Origin of the sequence: Aeromicrobium sp., assembly GCF_050700635.1 — a bacterium.
Taxonomy (GTDB): domain Bacteria; phylum Actinomycetota; class Actinomycetes; order Propionibacteriales; family Nocardioidaceae; genus Aeromicrobium.
On record NZ_JBOHDT010000018.1, the window covers coordinates 1 to 3,220 of the forward strand.

Sequence of the window (3,220 nt, forward strand, 5' to 3'; positions counted from 1 at the left end):
ATCAACACGTCGGGCGCGCCCTTCACGTAGCAGCGCACGACCGGCCGGCCGTCCTGCCCGGTCATCTCGTGGAACGTCGCCATGAACTTGTACTCGGAGTCGAACGGCACCTCGGCGACCCTGGGCAACGCGCTGCGCGTCTCTTCGATGTGCAGCCCGCCCTTCGCGCCGAGCACGATGAGGGCGCCCTCGGTGGGGTCACCGATCAGGCTCTCGCCGTCGAGCACGGCGTCGGCGCACAGCACCATCGGCAGAAGGTACGGATCGAGGTCGTGGTGCTGCCCGCCCACATGACTGATCTCCCCCGACGTGCTGTACCCCTCGCCCGAGACCGAATAGCGGTTGTGCCCGGGGATGACCAGCTCCCGAGCGGTCATCTTGTTGAGGGTCAGGGTCCCGGTCTTGTCCGAGCAGATCGCGGAGGTCGAACCCAGCGTCTCCACGGCCGGCAGTCGCTTGACGATCGCGTTGCGTTGCGCGATGTCCCGCGTGCCCATCGACAGCAGCGCCGTCACGACCGCCGGGAGACCGGTCGGGATCGCGGCCACGGCCAGCGCCACACCGGTGACGAACAACGTGTCGAAGGCCTCCCCCCGTGCCAGTCCAAGCAGGACCACGAGCACCAGCGCGATGGCGGCGATCGTGGCGATGATCTTCGACAACGCGTCCAGCTGTTTCTGGAGCGGCGTCTTGCTGGCCTCGGTGTTGGCGAGCATGTGGGCGATGTGGCCGATCTCGGTATCCATGCCGGTGCCGGTGACGATCAGCTCACCACGGCCCCGGGTGACCGATGTGTTCATGTAGGCCATGCAGGTTCGGTCGCCGAGCGGGATGTCCTCTCCGGGCACCGGCTCGCTCGACTTGCCGACCGGCAGGCTCTCTCCAGTGAGTGCCGCCTCCTCGATCTCCAGGGTCGCGGCGACACAGACCCGGCCGTCGGCCGGCACCCGGTTCCCCGCCTCGACGAGCACGACGTCGCCCGGGACCAACTCCTCGGCGTCGATCTCGACCGCCTGGCCGTCCCGACGTACCCGTGCGATCGTCTTCATCATCTGGGCCAGGGCCTTCACGCTCTCCTCGGCCTTGGCCTCCTGGCGCAGGCCGATCACGGCGTTGAAGACCGTCAACCCGGCCAGTACGACGGTGGTCCCGGTCTCCCCGGTGACCAGCTGGTTGACGCCGGCGGCGACCAGGAGCACGACCTGCATGAAGTCTTCGTACTGACGGAGGAAGGCTCGCCAGCCGGGCTCCTTCTTGCCGCCGGTCAGCTTGTTGGCACCGTGCGAAGCCAGCCGCGAGCCCGCCTCCTCGACCGAGAGCCCGCGACTGAGGTCGACCCCGAGATCGCGCGCGACCTGGTCGGCCCCAACTGCGACAGGATCGGACGTGTTCCAGTCGGTGACCGGCGTGACATCCTTGCTGGTCATCAATGCCTCCACGATTCCGTCGGCCTGACTCCGATTTTGGGATTGCCGGGGCTGATCCCGCCTCACCCGATAGGGGTGATGCCGATGTGTCGGGGTTCGGTGGGAGCGTCGCGTGTTCTTCACGTTGGCGAGGGCGTCCACAGCGGAGAGGCGCTCGCGGCTGTGTGGGGACGTCGACTTCCGGGCCGGAACCGTGCAGATCAACACCACGCTCGTGCGCGTCAAGGGGGAGGGTCTGTTGCGCAAGGGCACAAAGAACCGAGCAGGGGAGCGCACCCGTCCGCTTCCGCAGAGCGCGGTCGCAGTGCTCCCTCGGCGATTCATGACAGGCGCGCGACTCGACCAGCCGTTGCTTCAGGACGTTCTCGGAGGCTTCCGCGACCCTCGACATGAGTCGAGAACCAGCGAGGGAGGGTGTCAAGCATCAGCCGAGACCGTGTCAAGGATCAGCTGAGCACGCACAGCGAGTCTGTGCGCCATCAGGGACTCGAACCCCGATCCCGCTGAGAATCAGACGCTTCTTGCGGGCCTTTGACGCACCCGTCTCGATCTGGGGTCTGACCTGCGTAAACGCCGCACAGCTTCTCTGTGCGAATTGGCGCGATCTGGCATCCGACTCGAGGTCAGCAGCTGGCGTACGACCCGGGATGACGTGGAGCGCACCTGGCGGGCTTTGCAGCAGGCGGCGTCCGCGCTGGGCTGAGACAGTGTTCAGCATGAAGCTCTTCGCTGACACGCCCGTTCGCCGCACCCTGCAGGTCGTCGCCGATCTGATGTTCGTCGCTTGGCTGGTGCTCTGGGCCTGGATCGGACTGGCCGTCCATGACGGCACCCTCCAGCTCGCGGGGCCGGCCCGGCAGACCGACACGGCAGCGTCGGCGATGGCCGATCAGTTCCGCGACGCTGGCGGTCAGCTGGGTGAGGCGCCCCTGGCCGGGGACGAGCTCGCGGTGCCCTTCGACGAGGCGGCGGAGGCCTCGGACGGCATCGCCGCAGCGGGTCGGGAGACCGTTGACGCGGTGGAGCGCCTCGCGCTCCTGCTGGGCCTGTCGGTGGCTCTCATCCCGATCCTGATCGTCTCCGCGATCCATCTGCCGATCCGCTGGCGCTTCGCCAGGGAAGCCACGGCGGGGGCGAAGTTCATCGACGCACAGGAGGACCTCGACCTGTTCGCCCTCCGGGCGCTGGCCAACCAGCCGATGCGGGTGCTGGCGAGAATCAGCGACGATCCGGCCGGTGCCTGGCGGGCACGCGACATCGAGGTGGTCAGGAAGCTGGCGGTGCTGGAGTTGGCCGACGTCGGGCTGCGCCCAAAGAAGGTGCCCGCCGCGTAAGTGCGACCACGTGCACTTCCTCCACGACGCTCCAGCTACCTTCGGCCGAAAACAATGGCCAAGGAAGAAGGTCAGCAACCGTGATGGTTGCTGACCTGCGACGTTGTGCGCCATCAGGGACTCGAACCCCGAACCCGCTGAGAATCGCCGCGCACTTCGTGCGAATTCTGGCGTTGTCCCTGTAGGTCACTTGACCTGCGGAAACCCCGATCTTGAGTGGTCGCGTCTAGTACCGAGTTTGGGCGTTTTCGCGGTGATTGGGATGGCGTAAAGGGTGGCGTCCAGGTGCCGGCCACACTTGCCCCGTCCCCTCACAACTGCCAAACCTGGCCAGTGTCCGGTGGGTCAAGGTTCGAGCTTGCTCGATCGCGTAGCGACGCGGCAGCGATCTTGACGCGCCGGACGGTGGCCTGACACTCGGGCATGAGGGGACGGGGCTCTCTGTTGTCGACTTCTTCT

At 66.9% G+C, this 3,220-nt stretch carries 2 protein-coding genes; one reads left to right on the top strand and one right to left on the bottom strand.

Annotated features, from left to right (window positions below; genetic code table 11):
- Positions 1 to 1,427: cation-translocating P-type ATPase (locus ACRDPN_RS01295; RefSeq protein WP_431445518.1), on the bottom strand; the 1,427-nt coding region annotated here is incomplete at its 3' end.
- Positions 1,428 to 2,143: 716 nt separating this feature from the next.
- On the opposite strand from ACRDPN_RS01295, the gene ACRDPN_RS01300 reads away from it, so the two are divergent.
- Complete coding sequence (locus ACRDPN_RS01300; protein WP_431445519.1) at positions 2,144 to 2,761, top strand: hypothetical protein; 618 nt, start codon at positions 2,144 to 2,146, stop codon at positions 2,759 to 2,761.
- The last annotated feature ends 459 nt before the right edge of the window (positions 2,762 to 3,220 follow it).